At 45.2% G+C, this 19,425-nt stretch carries 16 protein-coding genes; 6 read left to right on the forward strand and 10 right to left on the reverse strand.

Features of this window, described 5'->3' with window-relative positions; all coding sequences use genetic code 11:
• Positions 1-154: 154 nt before the first annotated feature.
• From lolE to lolC, 3 genes are read right to left on the reverse strand one after another with little or no spacing between them, the layout of a single operon-like run.
• Positions 155-1,399 (reverse strand): lipoprotein-releasing ABC transporter permease subunit LolE, encoded by a 1,245-nt coding sequence (lolE, locus tag BCT34_RS07585; protein WP_076650981.1) that lies wholly within the window; start codon positions 1,397-1,399, stop codon positions 155-157.
• The gene (gene lolD / locus BCT34_RS07590; RefSeq protein WP_076650980.1) at positions 1,400-2,092 is read right to left on the reverse strand and encodes a lipoprotein-releasing ABC transporter ATP-binding protein LolD; all 693 of its coding nucleotides are present in this window, start codon (positions 2,090-2,092) and stop codon (positions 1,400-1,402) included.
• Positions 2,085-3,293: a lipoprotein-releasing ABC transporter permease subunit LolC gene (lolC, locus tag BCT34_RS07595; RefSeq protein ID WP_076650979.1), complete on the reverse strand. Its 1,209-nt coding sequence runs from the start codon at positions 3,291-3,293 to the stop codon at positions 2,085-2,087. The genes lolD and lolC overlap by 8 nt, the downstream gene beginning before the upstream one ends.
• A gap of 227 nt (positions 3,294-3,520) precedes the next feature.
• On the opposite strand from lolC, the gene BCT34_RS07600 reads away from it, so the two are divergent.
• From BCT34_RS07600 to BCT34_RS07615, 4 genes are all read left to right on the forward strand, one after another.
• Positions 3,521-4,090, forward strand: coding sequence for a PilZ domain-containing protein (locus tag BCT34_RS07600; RefSeq protein ID WP_076650978.1), 570 nt, complete (start codon positions 3,521-3,523; stop codon positions 4,088-4,090).
• A 6-nt stretch (positions 4,091-4,096) separates the two neighbouring features.
• Positions 4,097-7,558: a transcription-repair coupling factor gene (gene mfd / locus BCT34_RS07605; RefSeq protein WP_076650977.1), complete on the forward strand. Its 3,462-nt coding sequence runs from the start codon at positions 4,097-4,099 to the stop codon at positions 7,556-7,558.
• Positions 7,559-7,621: 63 nt separating this feature from the next.
• On the forward strand, positions 7,622-8,389 hold the full coding sequence (locus BCT34_RS07610; RefSeq protein ID WP_076650976.1) for a peptidoglycan binding protein CsiV: 768 nt from the start codon (positions 7,622-7,624) through the stop codon (positions 8,387-8,389).
• Between the two features lie 145 nt (positions 8,390-8,534).
• Complete coding sequence (locus BCT34_RS07615; protein ID WP_076650975.1) at positions 8,535-9,080, forward strand: GNAT family protein; 546 nt, start codon at positions 8,535-8,537, stop codon at positions 9,078-9,080.
• 94 nt (positions 9,081-9,174) lie between these two features.
• Here the strand turns inward: BCT34_RS07615 and BCT34_RS07620 are convergent, their stop codons facing one another.
• From BCT34_RS07620 to hinT, 7 genes are all read right to left on the reverse strand, one after another.
• Entirely contained in the window at positions 9,175-10,464 is a 1,290-nt protein-coding gene (locus BCT34_RS07620) for an NAD(P)/FAD-dependent oxidoreductase (RefSeq protein WP_017632170.1), read from the reverse strand.
• 511 nt (positions 10,465-10,975) lie between these two features.
• A complete protein-coding gene (ycfP, locus tag BCT34_RS07625; protein WP_076650974.1) occupies positions 10,976-11,515 on the reverse strand; it encodes an alpha/beta hydrolase YcfP in 540 nt (179 codons plus the stop codon).
• Between the two features lie 108 nt (positions 11,516-11,623).
• Positions 11,624-12,478 carry a phosphotransferase gene (locus tag BCT34_RS07630; protein WP_076650973.1) on the reverse strand — a complete coding sequence of 285 codons (855 nt, stop codon included), beginning with the start codon at positions 12,476-12,478 and terminating at the stop codon, positions 11,624-11,626.
• A gap of 171 nt (positions 12,479-12,649) precedes the next feature.
• Positions 12,650-13,240, reverse strand: coding sequence for a penicillin-binding protein activator LpoB (lpoB, locus tag BCT34_RS07635; protein WP_017060223.1), 591 nt, complete (start codon positions 13,238-13,240; stop codon positions 12,650-12,652).
• A gap of 86 nt (positions 13,241-13,326) precedes the next feature.
• Complete coding sequence (locus BCT34_RS07640; RefSeq protein WP_017060222.1) at positions 13,327-13,710, reverse strand: YcfL family protein; 384 nt, start codon at positions 13,708-13,710, stop codon at positions 13,327-13,329.
• On the reverse strand, positions 13,710-15,101 hold the full coding sequence (locus BCT34_RS07645) for a hypothetical protein (RefSeq protein ID WP_076650972.1): 1,392 nt from the start codon (positions 15,099-15,101) through the stop codon (positions 13,710-13,712). The genes BCT34_RS07640 and BCT34_RS07645 overlap by 1 nt, the downstream gene beginning before the upstream one ends.
• Before the next feature lie 299 nt (positions 15,102-15,400).
• The gene (gene hinT / locus BCT34_RS07650) at positions 15,401-15,751 is read right to left on the reverse strand and encodes a purine nucleoside phosphoramidase (protein WP_004736268.1); all 351 of its coding nucleotides are present in this window, start codon (positions 15,749-15,751) and stop codon (positions 15,401-15,403) included.
• A gap of 276 nt (positions 15,752-16,027) precedes the next feature.
• Between hinT and BCT34_RS07655 the strand changes: the two genes are divergently transcribed.
• Together BCT34_RS07655 and BCT34_RS07660 are read left to right on the forward strand one after the other, a co-directional pair.
• Entirely contained in the window at positions 16,028-18,019 is a 1,992-nt protein-coding gene (locus tag BCT34_RS07655) for a methyl-accepting chemotaxis protein (protein WP_076650971.1), read from the forward strand.
• Positions 18,020-18,216: 197 nt separating this feature from the next.
• On the forward strand, positions 18,217-19,383 hold the full coding sequence (locus tag BCT34_RS07660; RefSeq protein WP_076650970.1) for a DUF1887 family protein: 1,167 nt from the start codon (positions 18,217-18,219) through the stop codon (positions 19,381-19,383).
• Positions 19,384-19,425 lie beyond the last annotated feature (42 nt).

The following is a 19,425-nucleotide window of genomic DNA, read 5'->3' on the forward strand; positions in this document are numbered from 1 at the left end:
TTCACTTAAAACGCGCACAAGTTAAAATCAGATGAACCACTTACCTCTGCAAGATTGGCATGTAACAAAAGTCGTAAAGAGCACGAATTGAATTCAATAAAAAAGGATCCCTGATGGGGTCCTTTTTTGTATCTGCTGAAAAACTGATTGTTTGTTATTTAGAACTGAGCACTGAGGCTGGGTTTAATTTCGCCGCTCGTGATGCAGGGTACCATGTCGCGAATAGGCTCAGCACAATTGCAGTACCAGAAACGACAACAACATCCGTCATATCAAGTTGTGATGGCAAGAAGTCAACAAAGTAGATATCACCCGATAAGAACTGATGGTCGACCAACTTTTCAAGCCCTTTAATAAGTGTGGTGAGATTCAGCGCCACCAAGACACCTATCGCACTCCCTATCAAGCTACCTAACACGCCAGAGAATACGCCTTGCCAAACAAAGATGCGTTTCACAAGACCGTCTGATGCACCCATGGTTCTTAAAATCGCAATCTCTGATGCTCTGTCTTTCACTGCCATCATTAAGGTCGAGACGATATTGAAACAAGCGACGCCAATAACCAACACCATAACTAAGTACATGATGGTACGAACCAGTTGGATATCTCGATACAAGAAGCCAAATTTTTGTTGCCAGCTACGCAGGTAGACATACACATCGAGCTGATTACCCACTTCACGCACTATAGAGTTTGCGTTCAACACATCGGTCACTTTTAAAGAAACCCCTGTCACCGCCTCGCCTAGATTTGCGTAAACTTGCGCATCACCAATCGGGATTAGAGCCAAGCTGTGGTCTATCTGACCATTAAGCGTTAGCAGGCCGACGACTTTAACTCGAACACGTTTTGGCGCCTGAACTTTCACAGAGCCATTCACCGTTGGAATCATCAAAGTCAGATAATCACCGACTTTCGCCCCCAGCACATTCGCTACGCCAGAGCCCAAGATAATTTGCTGTTGCCCGGCCTTAAACTCACTCCAAGCTTGCTTATCAATAAAACTCGATAGGCTTGATACCTGCTGTTCAAGTTGTGGGTCAACACCGCGAACTTCGATCGCTTTGAGCTCTTTGCCCTTTTCAGCAAGCGCAGTGATTTTTACATAGGGTGCCGCAGCAACGACTTTATCGTGCTTAACCGACTCCTCAATCACGTGTTCCCACCGAGTCACAGGTTCATTCACGCCTTCAAACTCACCGTGAGGAATAACAGAAAGCACTCGTGACTGAAGCTCTCGCTCAAAGCCATTCATCGCGGATAAGCCAATAATGATTACCGCGACACCAACAGCGATACCAATCGTTGAAGACAAAGAGATGAACGACACCATCTTGTCTCGCTGTTTAGCACGGCTAAAGCGACCGCCTATCAATAGAGATAAAGAAGAAAACACTTAGCTCTCCTCTTTTTCTACGTTGACCAGCAAACCATCTTTCATGTGAAGTTGGCGGTCCATCTTGCCAGCAAGTTCACCATCATGAGTAACAACTAAAAAGGCAGTATCGTACTCGCGGTTAAGCTCTCGCATTAAGTCATAAATAGACAAGGCTGTGTTGTGATCTAGGTTACCAGTGGGTTCATCCGCCAGTACTAAAGCAGGTTTATTAACCAATGCTCGAGCAATAGCCACACGCTGTCGCTCACCACCAGAAAGCTCTGAAGGTCTGTGATCAACACGGTGGCTTAGCCCCACTTTATCAAGTAGGAGCTGTGCTTCTTGTTTTGCTTTCGCTGGCTTTTCACCACCAATCAACAGAGGCATTGCCACATTTTCTAACGCTGAAAAATCCGAAAGAAGGTGATGGAATTGATAAACAAAACCAAGATGCTGGTTGCGAAGCTTCGCCTGCTTATTCGAACTCAAAGATGCTAAGTCCTGACCAAGAAAGCTCACACTGCCCGCAGAAGCATCATCTAATGCGCCAAGGATATGTAGTAAGGTACTTTTGCCCGAGCCAGACGTACCAATAATAGAGACTAGCTCCCCTTTCTCGACCTCAAAGCTAACTCCTTTGAGGACTTCGGTATCCAACGAGCCTTCACGGTATGTTTTACGGATATCATTACATTGAAGAAAATTACTCATAACGAAGGGCCTCAGCAGGTTTCACAGACGATGCACGATAAGAAGGGAATACTGTGGCAATCAGGCTAAGTGCAATAGCCAGAACCACAACAACGACGATTTGAATTGGGTTAATCAGAATTGGCAACTGTCCACCAAACGAGAATAGAGCAACGCCCATCGCCTCTAAAATAGTATTAAGGTTCATCGCTAGGGCAACGCCTAACACGCCACCGGAGAGCGCACCAATCACACCACTACTTGCGCCTTGAACCATAAAGATGCCCATCACTTGACCATCGGTCATACCTTGGGTTTTAAGAATCGCCACCTCAGACTGCTTCTCCATCACCACCATAATAAGTGCAGAGATAATATTGAAAGCAGCAACACCGATGATCAGCCCAAGCATTAAGCCCATCATATTTTTTTCCATACGAACGGCTTGGAATAACTCACCTCGTTGATCCCGCCAATCACTCCACAACCAACCTTCAGGTAATGGCTGATTCGATAACTCTGCGACTTCAAATGGGTCTTCAAAAAACAGTCTCCAGCCTGAAATAGTGTCTGCTTTATAGCGCATCAAACGCCCGGCATCTTTAATATCTGTCACCATCAGTTGAGCATCGATATCAGAGCCCGTATTGAAAATACCAGCAACGGTGAAATTTCGTTGGCTTGGAATACGACCTAACGGCGTGTATTGACTCGCGCTAGTTACCATCAAGCGAACTTTGTCACCCATTGAGACCTTCAAATTTCTCGCCAAGGTATGACCAAGAAATAACTGATACTGACCCGCTTTAAGTGAAGACAATCTGCCTGCAATTAAGTGGTTTTGCAAAGGGTCGTCTGAATTGGGTTCAATACCGATTAACAGACCCGCAGATAACTGAGCAGGACTCTGAATCACCGCCTCACTTCGAACAATCGGTTCAACGTGGCCATTAAGCGACATTTGCTCTGCAAAACTCGGCGCTTGAGCAGAAAGAGAGGTAGTACCTCCTTGCTCATAAACGACTGCTTGAGGAAGAACACCAAGAATTCGGTCTTTTAACTGCGCTTCGAATCCATTCATTACCGATAAAACAGTAACCAAAGACAGCACACCAATGGTGATCCCTGCCGTTGACATATAAGAAACAAAACGGCTAAAGCGATCACCTGAACGACCTTTCAAATAGCGTAGGCCAACAAACAACGAAATAGGATGAAACATACTTTGAACCATCTAAAGGGGATGCGGGTTAATGTAACGGGTATTGCTGTTACTGTGTAGGGGTTAATTGAAAATATAGAGTGAATTAACTCAATTAGTTAGGCTTGAAAAACAGAACCTTGTCAAATAGCCAAATTTCAAACAACTATTTGAGACTTTCAATTAACTGACCTTGATTACTGCGGCCACATAGCGATAATCAATAGATCACTTCAAGGAACTAACGCATGACCGAACAAGAGTTTTTCACCGTTCACCACAGCCTTACTGCTAATATTGAGCCAATGGACAGCGGCTTCACTTTACCTTCTCAAATTCAATTCGAATCTGAGATCCCAGCACCATTTGTGGTGGCAAGTGAATTTAGCCAATTGGATCTGTTAGCTGACAGCGCTCGTGCTGAACTGAAAAACAGCGACTTGAAGAATGTCACCAGTTTATTGGATGCACAAAACTCAAAATTAAACCTCTTGTTGAGCTTCATGCTATCGCAACAAGATGATGAGAAATTTCGTACTCACACCTACTCCTTTGGTGCGAGTCAGTTTTCATGCTTTTCAAAAGCAGACATAGAACTGGGTCGCTTGGTAAAAGCCAAACTTTTCCTAGAGCACCCTGCTGCGGCCATTTATTGCTACGCAGAAGTATTTGCGAGTGAAGCGAAAGACTCAGGTTTCGAAATCAAATTTAAATATGCTCATCTTCGCGATACCGACCAAGACCTGCTCATTAAAGCGGCACTTCATCAACAACAGAAACTCTTGCGTCAACGCTCTCTAGACCGAGATAACAAGTAAATTAACATGACCAAAAAATCCATATTTACACTACCTAAACTTAAAGGTGCCGGTGACAAAAAACACATTGGTAACCTAGTCGGTTCGTCTCTCGCTCTTGCCATTGCCAAACTCGCAGAGCAACATAACAGCCATACTGTATTAGCTGTTCCGGACCCACAAGTTGCACTTAAGCTTCAATCTGAAATTGGTCAGTTTACTGCACATGAAGTCGCACTGTTCCCAGATTGGGAAACGCTGCCATACGATAGCTTCTCGCCGCACCAAGAGATCATCTCAGATCGTATCGCTCGCCTTTACGCACTGCCAACATTAAAAGACGGCATCACGATCGTTCCGATCAGCACATTATTGCAACGCCAGTCACCGCGAGACTTTTTGCTACAGCACACGTTAATGGTGAAAACGGGCGATCTCTACTCGCTTGAGAAACTGCGCTTACAGCTTAAAAAATCTGGCTATCGTTACGTTGATCAAGTGTTTGGCCCGGGCGAATACGCAAGCCGTGGTTCTATTCTTGACCTATTCCCTATGGGAAGCAAAGATCCATATCGGATCGATTTTTTCGATGACGAGATCGACACCATCCGTACTTTCGATCCTGAAAACCAGCGTTCTATTGAAGACATATCTGAGATTCGACTGCTGCCTGCTCATGAGTTCCCAACCTCGGAAAGTGCTATTGAAGATTTCCGCATTCGTTGGCGCCAACAGTTTGATGCACGTCGTGAACCAGAATCGGTTTATATGCAGGTATCTAAAGGCACATGGCCTGCTGGTATTGAATACTGGCAGCCACTGTTCTTCGATCATACAGAAACCTTGTTTGATTACGTTGCCGATGAAGCGCAAATTCTCGTTTTAGGTGATGTTGAAACCGCGGTTGATGCTTTCCTTGCAGACGTCGCCCATCGATACGAACAGCGTGGTGTTGATCCGTTACGACCACTGCTCACACCTGAACAACTTTGGTTGAGGAAAGACGAGCTGTTCGCTCACTTCAAACAGAAGCCACAGGTCAACCTAAGTCTTGATTGTATTGAAGAGAAAGCAGGCCGCACTAACTTGCCTGTTGTGTCACTGCCTGACCTCAGTGTTCAACATCAGAATAAAGAGCCACTCGCAAACCTAAGAAAGTTCACTGAAGCCTTCGACGGTAAAGTCGTCTTTTCAGTTGAATCAGAAGGTCGTCGTGAAGCGCTGAGTGAATTACTTCGAGGCATCAAAGTTCGTCCAAGCGAAATTGAAAACCTTGATGCAGCGATTAAAGGCCAAGACAAGTTCAGCCTGATCCTTGGCTCAGCTGAACATGGCTTTATCCACGAAGAACAAGACATCGCCCTTATCTGTGAAAGCAACCTGTTGGGTGATCGCGTTGTCCAGCGCCGTAAGAAAGATAAAAAAAGCGTTAATAGTGACACGGTCATCCGTCACCTTGCGGAGCTGAAACCGGGTCAGCCTGTCGTTCACATTGACCATGGTATTGGGCGCTACATCGGCCTGCAAACCCTAGAAGCCGGTGGTATGAAAACCGAATACGTAACGCTTGAATATCAAAACGATGCCAAGCTTTACGTACCAGTTGCTTCTTTAAACTTAATCGGGCGTTACTCTGGCGGCGCTGAAGATTCTGCACCACTTCATAAACTCGGTGGTGAAGCGTGGCAGAAAGCTCGTAAACGCGCCGCAGAGAAAGTACGTGACGTTGCAGCCGAACTGCTTGATGTTTACGCCAAACGCGAACTTAAGCCAGGCTACAAGTTTGTGCTCGATCGAGGTCAATACGCGACTTTCAAATCGGGCTTCCCGTTTGAAGAAACCGATGACCAAGCGATGGCTATCAATGCGGTTATGTCTGACATGTGCCAAGCAAAAGCCATGGATCGCTTAGTATGTGGTGATGTTGGCTTTGGTAAAACAGAAGTGGCAATGCGCGCTGCATTTGTATGTACCGACAACAGCAAACAAGTGGCCGTGTTAGTACCAACTACCCTACTTGCTCAGCAACACTTCGAAAACTTCCGAGACCGTTTCGCCAATCTGCCGATTCGTGTTGAGGTTCTATCTCGATTTAAGTCAGCTAAAGAGCAAAAACTGATCATGCAAGATGTCGCCGACGGTAAGGTTGATATCCTGGTCGGCACTCACAAGCTGCTTTCTAGTGATATTAAGTTCAAAGACCTTGGCTTATTGGTTGTCGATGAAGAACACCGCTTTGGTGTACGTCAGAAAGAGAAAGTGAAAGCGATGCGTGCCGATGTTGATATCCTTACGTTAACCGCAACACCGATTCCAAGAACGCTGAACATGGCGATGAGCGGCATGCGTGACCTTTCGATCATCGCAACACCACCCGCACGACGCTTGGCAATTAAAACCTTCGTTCGCGAAAGTGACGATGCAGTCGTAAGAGAAGCGGTACTGCGTGAAATTATGCGTGGTGGTCAGGTTTACTTCCTACACAACCAAGTCGACACGATTGAAAAGACAGCTGAGTCACTACAGAAGCTGATTCCAGAAGCTCGCGTTACCGTGGCTCATGGTCAGATGAGAGAGCGCGAACTCGAACGCATCATGAATGATTTCTACCACCAGCGCTTTAACCTGCTGGTGTGTACAACCATTATCGAGACCGGTATCGATGTTCCGACAGCCAATACCATCTTAATGGACAGAGCCGATAACCTTGGTTTAGCGCAGCTGCACCAATTACGTGGTCGTGTGGGTCGTTCTCACCACCAAGCTTATGCTTACTTGTTAACGCCCCCCCCAAAAGCAATGACCAAAGACGCGATCAAGCGATTGGATGCCATTGCTTCGCTCGAAGATTTGGGCGCAGGCTTTACTCTAGCAACCCATGACTTAGAGATTCGTGGTGCCGGTGAGCTGTTGGGTGATGAACAGAGTGGTCAAATCCAGTCGGTTGGTTTCACCTTGTACATGGAGATGCTTGAACAAGCGGTTGAAGCATTGAAAGAAGGTCGAGAGCCATCGCTTGATGATCTATTGCGCGAGCAAACTGAGATTGAGATGCGTATACCAGCACTATTGCCAGACGACTATATCCCAGACATCAACACACGTTTATCAACATACAAGCGTATAGCGAGTGTAAGCGACACCGATGAGTTGGCTGAGCTTAAAGTTGAGCTGATTGATCGCTTCGGCCCCCTTCCTGATGCAACCAAGAACTTATTGTCAGTTTCTGAGCTTAAGTTAGCGGCAGCAAACATCAAAGCGAAGAAAATTGAAGCTCATGATAAGGGAGGGTTTATCGAATTCTACCCGGATGCTGACATAAACCCGAACTACCTTGTTAAACTGTTGCAATCTCAACCGCAAAAGTTTTCAATGGAAGGACCTACAAAGTTCAAGTTTACGATACCATTGGTCGACAGACGGAAACGAATTCAATTTGTTAGTGATTTATTGGGCGAATTCAGACAGAACTTGCTGCCTTCAGCATAAAACCCAATCCACTTGCACCTATAAATTATCCAGCCGGTTGTTCGGCTGGAAGACGGAGTAAAAATGAAAAGACTGATCCCACTGCTACTATTGTTCGTCTCACTGCCAAGTTTGGCACAGAGACAATTTGATATAGAAGTGATCATTTTTAAGCGCGCTGTTGATGCAGAGAAGGTGAACGAGTCTTGGCCAAACACACAGCCTAAGATTTCACTTGAGCGCGTTGGTTCATTTCAAGACACCCAATACCGAGCAAAGAAAGGCGTTCAAATGCTTCCTTACTCGGAATACAAGTTAACGCCTCAGAAAGACAAGCTACGTAAACACGCTGGCTTTGAAGTCCTGATGCATACCGCTTGGCGTCAAGGCGACCAGGGTAAGAGCTCTGCGCCTGTTTTCCATATCCAAGCAGGTAAAGATTTCTCTAAGCAGTTTAATGCCGATGGTTCTGAAAAAGGCACAGTCACTGCAGGCAGTGCTGATGGGTTCCAAGAAGAGACCATTGATAAGCCACTGTACGAATTAGACGGCAAGCTGCAAATCTACGTTCAGCACTACCTATACGCTGAGACGACATTGGACTTAAAAGCACCAAGCGTTCGTGAAGTGACTCTACAGGAACAACAAATCGAGCTTGATTCACCAGTCAGTGGTGCAGAAAGCAACGTTCAAGTGGGCAACCTAACTGAGATTTCTCCGACGGTTGAAGTCGAAGAGTTCCTTAAGAGCTACCGCATGGACCAAAAACGTCGTATGCGCAGTACTGAAACTCACTACCTTGACCACCCACTTCTTGGCATGGTGATTCAAGTTCGTCGCGTCGCTCAATAAAATGATGTAACAACTGAGTTAGTTACTCTGCTAGCACTCAAGCTATACTGATAGCAATCCATTCGAAACGCCCTCCTTTGTGAGGGCGTTTTATTAAGTTCAGGCGATATTCGCCCGGTACTTATAAATCTAATTGGTACGTCCTATGAGCCCTGACTTCCAGATCAACACTCAAAATCTCAGCCTGAAAATCATTGAGGCTACCGACGCTCAAGAGTTTTCACAGTTGGTAAAATCTTCCCCTAGCTTGCTACCTTGGGTCGACTGGTGTCATAACGAGTTTTCTATCGTCGAAGCCGAAAAGTTTATTCTGGCGACTCGCTTAAACTGGGTGAAAGCCGATGCGTTTGGTTTTGGCATCTTTGAGCGTAAAAGCGATAAGTTGGTCGGTATGGTTGCCATCAATGAGCTTTACCACACCTTCAACATGGCGAGTTTAGGGTATTGGGTCGGTGATGAATTTCAAAGGAGAGGAATCGCCAAAGAAGCGATGCTCGCCCTATTCGAATTCTGCTTCGCGCAACTCAAGTTAACGCGTTTGGAGATTGTTTGCGATACCGAGAACCTACCAAGTCAAAAACTGATAGAGAAGTGTGGCGCGGAGCGAGAAACCATTGCCAAGAATCGATTTCTGTTTAACGGTAAGCCCAAAGATGGCGTGGTTTATTCTGTACTGCCTCCTACCTCTTAGTAACCAGTGATAACATCTAAGCGGCACGATCAAAAAAGAGCTCCGAAGAGCTCTTTTTTATTATCAGCGTAATGCCCTTATCAGGCTTGGCTAATTAGTGAAGCTTTAGGTTTGGACGAAGTACACGGTTAATACGGCCAACTAACATCATCAGCGATGTTTTGATTAAGCCATGAAGTGCCATCTGGTGCATGCGGTACAAAGAGATGTAAACCACACGCGCAATACGACCTTCAACCATCATCGAACCTTTAGTCAGGTTACCCATCAAGCTACCTACTGTAGAGAAACGGCTTAATGAAACTAGCGAGCCTTTATCTTTGTAGATGTAATCTTTCAGGTCACGACCGTTCAACTTAGCAATGATGTTGCTGAATGCACAGCTCGCCATTTGGTGAGCAGCTTGTGCACGTGGTGGAACAAATGAACCATCTGCTTGTGTACATTGTGCCAAGTCACCGATAGCGAAAATATTGTCATCAAGCGTAGTTTGTAGCGTGTTCTTCACAACCAACTGGTTGATACGGTTCGTCTCAAGACCACCAATATCTTTCATGAAATCAGGCGCTTTGATACCTGCAGCCCATACCATGATTTGAGCTGGAATCTTGTCGCCATCTTTAGTTGTTAGGCCGTCAGCATCAGCTTGAGTCACCATAGTATTAGTACGAACGTTCACACCAAGCTTCGTTAACTCAGAGTGTGCTGCGCTCGAAATACGAGGAGGCAGAGCCGGAAGAATACGCTCACCTGCTTCCACAAGGTTCACATTCAGCTTGCTTGAATCTAGATCGCCGAAACCGTAGGTACGAAGCTCTTTAACTGCATTGTGTAGCTCTGCAGATAGCTCAACACCTGTTGCACCAGCACCAACAATAGCGATGTCTACCGTGCCTTGGCCGTTCTTAGCGTGTAGCTTCAAGAACTGGTTGTTCATTTCTGTACGGAAACGGTGCGCTTGCTCTGGGCTATCAAGGAAAATACAGTTGTCACGAACGCCTGGAGTGTTGAAGTCGTTTGACGTTGAACCCAGCGCCATCACAAGAATATCGTATTCAAGTTCGCGACTTGGCATCAATAACTCACCGTGCTCATCTTTCAGTTCGCTCAGTGCAATCACTTTACGCTCACGATCGATGTCGTTCAGGCTACCCATTTGGAAATCAAAGTAATGGTTTTTTGCATGCGCGCGATAGCTCAATGCATCAACACCTTCATCGAGTGAGCCAGTTGCTACTTCATGAAGTAATGGTTTCCATAGGTGGCTTGCTTTACGGTCTACCAGCGTAATCTGGGCACGTTTCTTACGACCTAAAGTGCGGCCTAGCTTAGTTGCTAGCTCTAAACCACCAGCACCGCCGCCTACTACGATAATTTTTGTCACAATGACAATCCTCTACAAAATGAATAAATGGGGTTCAGCTCGATTACTCCAGCCGATAAATTCTATGTTTCTACCCGGCCTTGTTGATAAGGCTGTGACATATTGGATAACCGCGAAAAAGATAACGACAGCTCACCGAGTAGTTAGAGGGATTACAAACAACAAATGCTTGGTTTGTTGCTTTGCTCACGTGGATAAAAAGGTGACTACCTGAGAGGTAGAACACAAATTATGGGCAAGTTTTTTCACTCGCTCTCAATTTTTTTTGATATTTATCAAAATATTTTGCTTGGGAACATTATATATAGCAAAAAGATGACCGCAACAAAAAAATCCTTACCCGTAATGAGGATTCGAATCGAATGAGTTAACGTTTGCGCAAACTTCTCTATAAATACGCAAACTCACCGACAAAACTTCGATAACCGTTTTATGAAACACGAACTCTGGATTCAGATGTAAAAAAGCAGCACTCCATTGAGTGCTGCTTTTATAAAATGGCTAAAATAATTTAAGCGTTTTTAAATGCTTTCATTGCCTGAAGATGTTGAGAGATCTTTTTGAATTTATGACTCTCTTTCTCGTCCCAGATTACGTCGTAGTAATCTTCTAGCGCAGCGGCTGTTTTGCTATTGTCGTGAATTTCATCTTCACGAGAAAGCACCACTAAACAGCGACCTTTGTTTTTCATACGGTACTGAGCAACACATTTGGTTGCGATGTCTTCGTACTCTTCTGGGCGGTCAATTCGACCTACCATGTTGTTCTCTGGCTGCAGGTTTGGATTGAAAATGACCTGCTTAATACCGCACAAGAAACCAATGCGCTCAGACCAAAAACCACCTAAGCCTACACCACAGATAATTGGGTGTGGATCATCGGATTGCTCTATCACTTTATGCACTTCTTTTAATAAATGCTGCATATCGTGTTTTGGATGCAAAGTACTGTAGTTGATGAAACGAACGTCATCATCAATGAATTGCAACTGCAGTATTTTTTCGTGATTGCCCGGGCTTGTTGAGTCGAAGCCATGTAGATAGATAATCATTGTACCTCCCCCGTTGAATATTGGTACGTTTTGATCAATCTAACACGAAAAACAAGGTTTTAAAGGTAACAGTAGAGAAATTATATTTTTCACTTCCTAAACGTGATCCTAGCTACATAAAGTGTGACTCAGAGCCTCCGCTTCACGCAGATAACTTTCATCGCCCCAAAGCTGATGAGCAAGCAAATACCACAACATCGCCATCATCTGGCTTCTTGGTAACCATGCTTCTACGCCATCGAGCCACGGCTGAACATCATGGATGCCTCTCAGCTGACAGTACTTCTCAACCGCTTCCGAGACTGGTACTCCGGCAACTGCAATGGTCAGGGTTAAATCGAGCCGAGGGTCTGCTAGCGCTGCATATTCCCAATCAATAATCTTAATGCCATCACTGCTTCTTACTAGGTTATAGCCACCTAAGTCAAAATGGCACAAAGACAGGTCAACACTGGTAATGCTCGGGGCCACGCGCCACTCTTGATAAATCTTAGTGCAGGCTTCGGTCTTATAAACCGCATCAAGCTGCAGCCAATAATGGTCAACTCGCGCCGTGAAACTGAATGGTTGCAGTGGCAATCGCGCAGTATTGACCAGATGCACAGAGAGCAGAGTTTTCAACAAATCATCAAGTTCTAGATCGTCGTATAGTGCCTCACCCGCAATCCACTCAACCAATAATCCTTGTTCATTCACTACTATTGGTCTTGGCCCTATGCCGAGACGCTCAATTGCAGATAGCACCTGGAACTCTTCATGACGAGAAATGAAGAACGCTTTGGTAATCGGTGTGATTGGCCGCCAAACATACGCAGTGCCATCAACATCAACGAGCTTCCAGCATCGATTGGTCAAACCGCCTGTTAATGTCTGCGCTCTAACTGGAGGCTCAGAAAAGTAACCATCAAGCGAACTCAAACTGATATCAAGAAGCTTAGCCTCAGACCAAGAAAAAATTGCCATTGCTCATTCCCTATAAACGTCTTCATTTCCCTACAAAAAAGACACTGACCAAAAGCCAGTGTCTCTTCATAAACAGCACATCATGCACTGCATTGGCGCGTAACCAAGCTATGCGCTGCCAAGACTAGACGCTGTCAAAACTGGCTGCGTTTAGTTGGCAAGTAAGCGAAATTAAAGGCCTAACAGGCTCTTAGATTGTTGCTTACGGATTTCAGTCTCGTCTGCCCATTCAATCAAGCCAGACTCAAGGTCCATTAGACGCATCGTCATTTTGTAGTATACGTCTTCGTCGCTGCCCGCTTTCTTAACGATGCTTGATAGGTTGCCGTACAGCATGTACTGAGCACCAACCATTTTACCGAATTGAATCGCTGAACTTTGGTTTACAAGCTCATCGTTGTTTTGGAAGTTCAGTTGATCACGAACAGACTCTACGCGGTCCATATCAACAAAACGGAACTTACCTGAGTTCAGCATCTTAGTACTGATCGTGTCAGTGATTGACTCAGTATCAATGTGCTCACTTGTTTTGTTCTTGATTCGCTCTACAAACACGATTGGACGCTGTTCACGAGTAATGTAAGACACAGAACCAGACGCCATCATGCTATCGACCATTTCACCCGCAATCGTTTGAAGGTCAGTTGAACCGAAATCGATTGTCGTGGTTTCTACTGCTTGTGCATCACCGTAGCTTACCTTGTTTGAACAACCGCCTAAAATAACCGCTAAACCTAGTAGCGCAATGACACTCTTTTTCATTTTGTTTCCTCAACTTATCATTGAGCGGGGTTACCCACACTCTTAAATTTTTGTCTTTTCGAATCATTCGATCCGCTTTATTTAACTTACTGCTCTCGGAACTGAACTCTGAATTGAGTTGCTTTCGGGTTTACCGACACTTCCGATAACGAAATACTTTCAAAGCCACGAACAATCGCTTGCTTCCAAGGGCCTTGCTTTAGGTTGACCTCAAGCCCGGCATCGTCGTACCAGTAAAAACGATAAAGGATATGTTGATCACCTTTATAGTTACTGTTTAAACGAACGATTCCTCGTGTATGACCATCGACTAGGTCGGTACGGATATCTTCAACCTGTAAGCGGCTGCCCAATACCTTGTCACCAAAGAAAACGTTCTGAGTCAGACTATCGACCCTTACGCCAGCTGTATTATCAGCACAACCAGCCAGAGCCATAACCGCTGCTAAGCTCACTAACCACTTTTTCATTACAGCCTCCCTAGCTGTTTATGCCACATTGTTGCGTTGTTTCCTTGTCGAGAAATCCACACCAAAGTGGTCTGCCCTTCTCGAATATCAAAGTCGTACGTTTTAGCGCCCGCTTCCAACGTATATTGACCGCTGTTTGCTACAAACGTGCTGCTCTTAATCTCTGCTGGTAATGATTGCCAGCTGCGTGTGTCCGGTTGCTCTGTCAGTGTATTCCATACATTGAACAGGATATTACCGACATCATCGCCTTTAGTTGCTTCTTTACGAATACGGTCTTTTGCGACTACACGTAATGCTTGGCGGATAACAATGCTCGTCATACGCTCAGATAAATCGTTCTGCGCCATCGCATTTACATCAGTGATCAAGTGCTCTTGTAGCGGTTGCCCACTGATTCGCAACGGAGAAAAGCGCTCTACGTTTTGGCTTGGGTAATATGGCAGCGCAAGAGAGTATATTGCCCCCTGATCGCGACTGTCATAAACAGGTAAATCTAGTCGCCAACTGTCCATTGCTTGTACAGCGCTCTGTTCTTGAAGAACAATCACTCGCCCTTCACCTGTATTAAGTTTAGAAGACTGCTTGTAACGTTTTTCTAGTGTCGCTAAATCTTGTCGCATCCCTAAACGAGCAGCGGTTGCCATCGTTCTATCGATGATTTCTTGGTTGTCTGGCATGACAGCCAAAGCACGACGATAGTCTACGTATGCGCTGTTTAAATCATTTGAAGCTTCATAAAGCAAACCAGACAAGAACATCAGATACGCATTTTGCACTGACTGCAGCTTTTTACCCGCATCAGGGTAGTTGGCAAGGATGCTACCCACATTGGCAGACAAACCCTGCTTCTTCGCATCGTTGGCAGCCCTGTCTAACTCAGCTTCACGTTGCTTCTTTGCTTGTTCTTGAACTTGATTGGCGCGACGCATTTCGATCACCGCACCTTCTAAATCATTTTTCTTGAGGTAATTTAAACCGAGATACAGATGAAGAAAGCCCAATTCATAATCGGCTGGCACATACTCGGTAATATTGTCATTCACAGCCAACGCACCGACACTGGTTGCACTGTCTGAAATGGAAATCACAGCTTTTCGTTGCTGCTCAGTAACCGCCTGATCAGCCACTTCAAACGAAGCCTTACTCTCTGGGTATTTTTGATCCAGCAGATTAATCCTGCCTCTTTCAAAGTTATCAAGGATGTCGCCTGCCGCATAATCTGGTAGCTCTTGTTGAGCCTCTGAATAATCTCCAGATTTAACGGCTTGGTAGATCGCTTTGTTTTGCGCGCTGTAATGGCTGAACAGGCTTCCTGCAGACATACTCGCACAACCTACGGTCAACGCCGATAACAGGGCAATGGAAGCGAATCTAAACTGTTGCTTCACTTATCGTCTCCGTGCATATTTAAAATGCCAACTTTATTAAGGTCCGCTGACCTTTTGCGATTAAATTTTGTTCGAAAGTTCAACAGCCCCTAGTCTCATTATCAAAACGAAACGTGCTGTAAAAAGGATCTCAAGCCCGTCGAAACCCTACTGTTTTAGGCTCTGCCTAGGCAATGCCGAAATTCAGACAACAGATAGAACTTAAAGTTGGCATACAAACTACAAATTTTCCAACTGGCTACTTGTGTTAACCCGCTAATGAGCTTATTCACACGAGCTCAGTAGCTTTCATTAACTCGTTAGCTCATTAATAGCGGACCAAGTGGACGGCCACCAACCAAGTGCATGTGAATATGATAAACCTCTTGGCCACCGTGAGAGTTGCAGTTCACGATAAGACGATAGCCATCTTCTGCGATGCCTTCTTCTTTTGCTAACTTGCGAGCAACGGTAAACATGCGCCCCATCATCGCTTCATCTTCCACTTCAACATCGTTGGTTGTTGGAATCAGCTTATTTGGGATAATTAAGATATGGCTTGGCGCACGCGGGTTAATATCTCGAAATGCGGTTACTAAATCGTCTTGGTATAGTAGATCTGCTGGGATTTCTTTATTGATGATCTTACTAAAAATGGTTTCTTCAGCCATGTTTCTCTCCGATAAAACATTTATTTTTTAATGCTTTGAGTATGCGCTATGCCGCATCAAACCACAATAAATCTGCTTTAAAGCATAATAAAAAACACCGTTCAAATCAAAGAAAACGAGCCTCAGCTCTCAAGAATGGCATGTTGGTTATAACGGAGCGCTATTTTTGACGTGTGCGTCATAAAATGCGTAAGCGGAGCTCAATAGAATGCTGATAATTTTGTTAGTTTTACTTTGACCTGACATTAGGTCTGCATTTTATTTAGGGAGAAAGCCATGAAGGGATCTGTGATCAAGCGTATGTACGCTGGTTTCGCACTGATCATCATCATGTTCGCAATCACGATAACCATCATGATGAACAGCATGAATCAGATACACAGCAATTTTGAGAGTGTTTCCGAAACCTCACTACCACTTGTCGCGCTTTCAAATCAAACAAGTGTTCAATTGCTTTCTGCTGATAAGTCATTCAAAGATTTCTTAACCACCCAAAACGCTGAACGCATGTCTGCAATGCGAACAGAATTTGCTGCATCACAAAACTCGTTTTCAGAAGTTCTCAGTCGTTTAGAAGCGGCAAGCCAAAACAATGCCTCACTGATTGAACGCATCGCACAATTAAGAGCTATGGAAGAGCGCTACTTTACCGAAGCTGACGAAGCGATGAATAACTACGTTGCGATGTTCAAAGCACAAGAACAAGTACAAAAAGCCTCTCGTGACTTCCAACGCCTCCATTCAGAATTAACCGTTGGTATGAAAGAGTACGTTGCAGACCAAAAAAGCATCTCTGTAAAAGTGATGGCAAAGAGCTACTTCATTAAGCTTCAAGACGCAGAAGTGATCACCTCAGATGCACTTGCTAGCTCTGATGTTGCCTTCGTGCAGAAAGCCGTTAACCAAAACAAAAAGGCCGTGACTCACCTGAACTACGCTTATCGCGGCCTATCGACACAACTGCCAGCCCTTAAGAATGTCTTCGATGAGTCAGTTCAGAAGTTCACTAAAGACGTTGGCCAAAAGGGTGGCGTGCTAGACAAACACAACAACTACCTACAAGCCAAGCAAGCGCTGTACGTGAACATCGCAAACCTAGCGGTAGAAGTTGACCAAGCGATGGCCGTTTTGGATTCATTCAACGTGACCGCGGAAGAGCAACTCAACTCTTCACTCGCAGACGCAAGCGGCATTTACGACAAAGGCCTATTCAACGCGATTGCAATTGGCATTGTTGTCACCGTGTTCGCTGCTGCGATTGGTTACCACATCGCACATAGTGTAAGAGAGCCATTAACACGCATCCTAGGTACATTAGAAGGTCTAACTGAGGGTGATATGACTCAGCGTATCGATATTCGATATGACAACGAATTCAGCCGTGTCAGCCGTCACATCAACACCTTGGCGGATAACCTGCATAATATCCTTGTGAAGCTCAATGATGCTTCAGATGATCTAACCAAAACAGCGAGCGTCAACCAAAAAACCTCTTCTGAGACGCAAGCTCAACTGAACAGCCAACGCGAGCAAACCGCAACCGTCGCGACAGCAATGACTGAGATGTCTCATTCTGTGCAAGAAGTGGCGAACAGCGCGCAAAGCTCACTAACCATGGTTCAACAAGTAGAATCAGCTTCTGAGTCTGGTCGTCAGATCATGAACACCAATATCAGCACCATTAACCAGTTAGAGGTTCGCCTTACTGAGTCTGTGGGTGCTGTTGGCGAGCTACAACAAATGAGTAGCCAGATTGGCTCAATCCTTGACGTTATTCGTGGCATTGCTGAACAGACCAACCTACTTGCACTTAATGCGGCAATCGAAGCAGCACGTGCTGGTGAACAAGGTCGCGGTTTTGCAGTCGTTGCCGATGAAGTTCGAGTGCTAGCGCAAAAGACCACTCAGTCAACCTCTGAAATCGAGACCATGATCAGCAACCTGCAATCAAGCTCGAAAACAGCAAGTAACGTAATTGAAAGTTGTATGAGCGATATGGACATGTCGGTTCAACAAGCTTCAAGTGCAAACAGTGCCATGGAAGAGATCCAAGCCTTGATTCTAGAGATTAGCCACATGAGTACACACATCTCTCAAGCAGCCGCTGAGCAGAGTGAGACGTCTGGTGATATCGCACGCAACATCGAAGACATCAACCACATCGCAGATAAGAGTTACCAAGCGATGTCTTCAATAGCAGAAGCAAGCCAAAACCTAACAATTCTGGCAAATCAGCAAGGTGATTTAGTACATCAATTCAAACTATAGATAAATTAAGAATCGATAGATATTTAGTGAGATTCTTGAGACTTCATACCCAATAGTGGTAACTAATTGAGCTAGGGCAACTTTTATCAAGGGTTGCCCTTGTTTTTTATGAGCTTTGTCATTATATGATTATTAAGGCTTGCTGCTTCCCGTTTTTTCTTTCACCTTTATGAGCGAGCCGCTATTAAGGAATCTATATGGCTGTTCATGTTGGCATTATCGATCAAGACCCCATTCGCTTGCTCACCCCTTTACTTGATAACCGAACGGTCAGCACTCACATCGTGTTTATCGGCGACAAGAATCAAGTCAGTATGTACAAACGTTTAGACAGCGTTTTACAGAAGCGCGACATTACCAGTGAGTTTTTCGAAATTCCGACCATCGTAAATACGTCCGTAATTAAAGAATCTATTCAAACTCTCGCCGAAGACCTCAAAGCACGCGGTCAAGAAGTGAAACTCAACGCAAGTTGTGGCCTGCGCCACCGCCTACTTTCGGTGTACGAAGTATTCCGAACTTACCACTGGCCAATCTTCGTGGTTGAACCAAACAGCGACAAACTGTGCTGGCTTTACCCTAATGGTAAAGAAGACGCACAAGTTCAAGACCGTATTACTATCGACGACTACCTGACTGTGTTCGGTGCTCGCGGTGAATTCAGCGATGTTCAGCTGTCTCCGCAACTGGATCAGAAACTGTATGAACTGGGTGAACGCTGGGCAAGTAACGCATTAGAATTGGGCCCAGGCCTTGCGACATTGAACTACCTCGCAACAACCTGTCGTAAAGAACAGAAGCTTGATGTTGAGCTCTCTGAGAAGCAACAAGGTTACCGTGAATTAAACATGCTACTAAGCGATTTGGTTGAAGCTAAGATTGCGACTTACGATAACGGCATTTTGACCTTTGCCAACGAAGACGCGCGCCGCTTCTCAAACGGTGAATGGCTTGAAACCTTGGTTCATAGCACGGTTAAGCAAATCCAAGATGACATGCCGACCATCCAAGACCGCTCTTTGAATGTTCAGGTATACCGTCAACTCGGTGAGCGTGAAGTTCGTAACGAGCTTGATGTCGCATCAGTGGTAAACAATAAACTGCACATCATTGAATGTAAGACTAAAGGCATGCGCGATGATGGTGATGACACCTTATACAAACTGGAATCGCTGAGAGACCTGCTGGGTGGCCTACAAGCGCGTGCAATGTTGGTGAGCTTCCGCCCTCTTCGTCACAATGACATCACACGAGCGGAAGATCTTGGCCTTGCCTTAATCGGCCCTGACGAATTGAAAGATCTTAAAACGCACCTAACCGCTTGGTTTACTGCTGCTGGCGGTAACGAAGATCAAGAGTGTTAAGAATAATCGGTTAAGAGAAAAAGCCTCTTAAGCCAATACGAC

The sequence above is a fragment of the Vibrio sp. 10N.261.45.E2 genome (assembly GCF_002875705.1).
Classification (GTDB): domain Bacteria; phylum Pseudomonadota; class Gammaproteobacteria; order Enterobacterales; family Vibrionaceae; genus Vibrio.

Coding starts and splice junctions, on each gene's coding strand:
- lolD (WP_076650980.1), bottom strand. CDS start 2,092: ATGAGTAATTTTCTTCAATGTAATGATATCCGTAAAACATACCGTGAA.
- lolC (WP_076650979.1), bottom strand. CDS start 3,293: ATGTTTCATCCTATTTCGTTGTTTGTTGGCCTACGCTATTTGAAAGGT.
- BCT34_RS07600 (WP_076650978.1), top strand. CDS start 3,521: ATGACCGAACAAGAGTTTTTCACCGTTCACCACAGCCTTACTGCTAAT.
- mfd (WP_076650977.1), top strand. CDS start 4,097: ATGACCAAAAAATCCATATTTACACTACCTAAACTTAAAGGTGCCGGT.
- BCT34_RS07610 (WP_076650976.1), top strand. CDS start 7,622: ATGAAAAGACTGATCCCACTGCTACTATTGTTCGTCTCACTGCCAAGT.
- BCT34_RS07615 (WP_076650975.1), top strand. CDS start 8,535: ATGAGCCCTGACTTCCAGATCAACACTCAAAATCTCAGCCTGAAAATC.
- ycfP (WP_076650974.1), bottom strand. CDS start 11,515: ATGATTATCTATCTACATGGCTTCGACTCAACAAGCCCGGGCAATCAC.
- BCT34_RS07630 (WP_076650973.1), bottom strand. CDS start 12,478: ATGGCAATTTTTTCTTGGTCTGAGGCTAAGCTTCTTGATATCAGTTTG.
- lpoB (WP_017060223.1), bottom strand. CDS start 13,240: ATGAAAAAGAGTGTCATTGCGCTACTAGGTTTAGCGGTTATTTTAGGC.
- BCT34_RS07640 (WP_017060222.1), bottom strand. CDS start 13,710: ATGAAAAAGTGGTTAGTGAGCTTAGCAGCGGTTATGGCTCTGGCTGGT.
- hinT (WP_004736268.1), bottom strand. CDS start 15,751: ATGGCTGAAGAAACCATTTTTAGTAAGATCATCAATAAAGAAATCCCA.
- BCT34_RS07655 (WP_076650971.1), top strand. CDS start 16,028: ATGAAGGGATCTGTGATCAAGCGTATGTACGCTGGTTTCGCACTGATC.
- BCT34_RS07660 (WP_076650970.1), top strand. CDS start 18,217: ATGGCTGTTCATGTTGGCATTATCGATCAAGACCCCATTCGCTTGCTC.